3 protein-coding genes are annotated in these 2,732 nt (G+C 70.5%); all 3 read right to left on the reverse strand.

Annotated elements, in window-relative coordinates:
* Window positions 1-312: 312 nt before the first annotated feature.
* Window positions 313-924: a hypothetical protein gene (locus ACFV9O_RS27940; RefSeq protein ID WP_385422487.1), complete on the reverse strand. Its 612-nt coding sequence runs from the start codon at window positions 922-924 to the stop codon at window positions 313-315.
* A gap of 568 nt (window positions 925-1,492) precedes the next feature.
* Window positions 1,493-2,062 carry an alpha/beta hydrolase gene (locus tag ACFV9O_RS27945; protein ID WP_385422489.1) on the reverse strand — a complete coding sequence of 190 codons (570 nt, stop codon included), beginning with the start codon at window positions 2,060-2,062 and terminating at the stop codon, window positions 1,493-1,495.
* A gap of 6 nt (window positions 2,063-2,068) precedes the next feature.
* Window positions 2,069-2,732: IS200/IS605 family accessory protein TnpB-related protein (locus ACFV9O_RS27950; protein ID WP_385422491.1), on the reverse strand; the 664-nt coding region annotated here is incomplete at its 5' end.

The raw sequence follows: 2,732 nt of genomic DNA on the forward strand, positions 1-2,732 counted from the left end.
GCAAGGGTACCGCTGGGGGCCTAACCCCGTGCGGGCGCCGTCTGCCGGGGGGAGACCCGGGGCGGGCGGCGCACCGATCACCCAGCGGCCGGCCGTCCACGCCAGCGTGACCGGGGGCTGCTGATGCCCCCGCTGCCGCCACCCGAGGACTTGGTGGAGGGTGCGACCGGTGCGGGGACTTTGGGGGCCATGCACCCTCCAGGACGTACTGAGGTGCTGGACCGGCATCTGCACCACCGGCCAACAGCGCCTGCCCAGCAGGACACACGCGACGCCAAGAACGAGACAGACCTGGCGAAGTCCTCTCAGGAGTCAGTGGCCGCTGGGTGTTCGGGCGTCGTACAGGTGGCTATGGGCCTCGTGGAGGGCGGCGCGCCCGGCTTCCAGTGCGGTTTCGAGGAGGTCGCTCTGGCGGGCCAGGCGGCCGACCGGCGGTGTGCCCGGGGCGGGGCGGATCGAGACGATCGCCGGGTGGTGGGCCAGGTAGGCGTCGTCTTCGGCCAGGCGCGCTTCGCGGTCGAGGAACACCCTGCGCAAGGCCGCGGGCTCCCGGCGCAGCAAAGTCTTGGCGATGAGCGGGGCGGAGCGCGAGGGGCGTGCCGCGTCGGTCGCACGCCGGGATCGCAGCACCATGACATGGGTCGCGCCCTGGGCCAGCGCGGTTCGGTAGGGCACGGATTCGGAGACGCCCGCGTCGTAGAACCGGCACCCGCGCAGCATCACGGGGTCGCCCGCCAGCAGGGGCAGGGCGGCGCTGGCCGGCAGCGCCAGGCGCAACTCCGCGGCGTCGCCGATGAAGGGCCGCAGGTCGGTGGACTCCCCGGTGGCGGCGTCGGTGGCCAGCGGGTGGTACTCGATATCGCTGGCCAGGATCGAGGCGAAGTCCATCGGCGCGAAGTCCTGGTCGCCGTAGCGGTAGAGCACCTCGTAGAAGGCGTACAGGTCTACGAGCGGCCGCCCGCGCAGCGGGTTCGAGGGCCGGATCGCCGTTCTGGCGTAGCGGGAATGTGCCCAGAAGCGCAGCGACTGCGGGCTGCGTGGACGCCGTGCCCCGCCGGCATCAGGTTGGCGTGCCGTGGGGTCGGCAAGGTCCGGCCGGGGTCGGTGTCGGGTCTTTGCGTCGGGCGCCGCCGCGGAGTGCGTACCCGAGCCGTCACGTCGCCGGGTCAGGCCTGCCGGTCGGCCGAGCCGGCCTGCGGGTTGCCGAGCCGGCCTGCGGGTTGGTGAACATGGCATCGACACCGCCACGGTGGGGCGCGCGATGTTCGGCATGCTCTCCGCCCTCGCCGAGTTCCAGCGCGAACCCATCGTGACTGGACGGCCTCGCCGCAGCCCGAGCCCGTGGCCGGGTCGGCGGCCGACGCCACACGTCAGTGCACTCGCACACGCACTCCGCAGGCGGGACGCGGAGCGGTCCACCCGGCGCCCGGCATCCCAGGAAACTCCGGCTTCATCGATCAGACTCCCCAGCATCGCAATTGGGCTGGCGCTATCAAGCTCCCTGAGGCGTCCGAGTACCGGTCTGCTCGCCGATCCATGACTCGGCGAAGCGTGTCCATGTCGATGCCTCTCCAGCCCCATGGGCAAGGCCCAGGCTGTGGGGGCCGTGGGGGAAGACGTGCACCGTGTGGGGCACATTGTCGGCGGCCAACGCCGCAGCCAGGCGATAGGTGTGCTCCGGCGGAACGTAAGAATCCTCCGCCGTGTGCCAGAGGAAGAACGGAGGAGCCGACGGAGTCACCAGCGCGTCGAGCGAGGTCGAACGACGCAGCTCCGGCGACGCGTCCTCACCCAGCAGAACGAGCTGCGAAGGGCGGTACGTCTCGGTCTCCATCGAGGTGATCGCATAGCCGAGCACAGCGAACTGAACCGATGTCCGCTCGTCAGCGTTCGGAGCGAGGGCTGCCAGGCCCGCGAGGTGCCCACCGGCCGAGAAGCCCACGACCCCGATCGTGTCGGCCCCCTTGTCCCGTAGGCGCCGGATCTCGGTCTGAAGTGCCGCGAGCGGCGCTGGATGCCGTGTGTTGAGCGGATACCGGAAAACGCTCGCCTCCAAGCCCAACCGTTCCTAATCAGTGAGCAGGAGTGTGTCTTGGACCCACTGCCAGTCACTGCGCGCATCCCGAACGGTTTTGGGTGCGCTGGTCGCCCGCGTTCTTTGATGGTTCCCCGTCCGGGCGGGTGGCTCGTGACCACGGTCCGTGACGGGGCGGCGGGTTTCCTCACGCCCTGGGACACCCGATCCGACCTGGCTGGTCCGATGCCCGTGCACATCGCTCTGCTGTGCACGGGGCGGTGCCGTCCGTCGCCGGATCGGGTGTCCGAGGGCGCGTCGTCCAATCGCGATGCTCGCGGCATCGTGACGGGTGGCGGTGCGGTGGGGCGCGGTCATGGGCTTCTGCCAGTGCTGCGCGCCCCACTGGGAGGTGTAGGCCGGATCGACGGCGACGATGGCGATGCCGAGTTCGGCGGCCATCGACACGAGCCGCGCCTTGAGTTTGCCGGTAGGGATGCCGGAGATGAGTTGCCGGAACCGCTTTTTGCGGCCGTGCTTCTCGCGGGTCTTCTCGACGGTGAAGTCGAGGTTTTCGATCGCGATGGCGGCGACGCCGCACTGCCTGGCCCAGTGCAGCAACCGGCTGATGGCGTGCCGGATCTGCGCGTCGCGGTGCTGGGCGGTGCCGGTGAGATCGTAGGGGAACCGCTTGGGTTCGCCGGTAGGGTTGCCGTGC

Source organism: Streptomyces sp. NPDC059909, from assembly GCF_042730885.1.
Classification (GTDB): domain Bacteria; phylum Actinomycetota; class Actinomycetes; order Streptomycetales; family Streptomycetaceae; genus Streptomyces.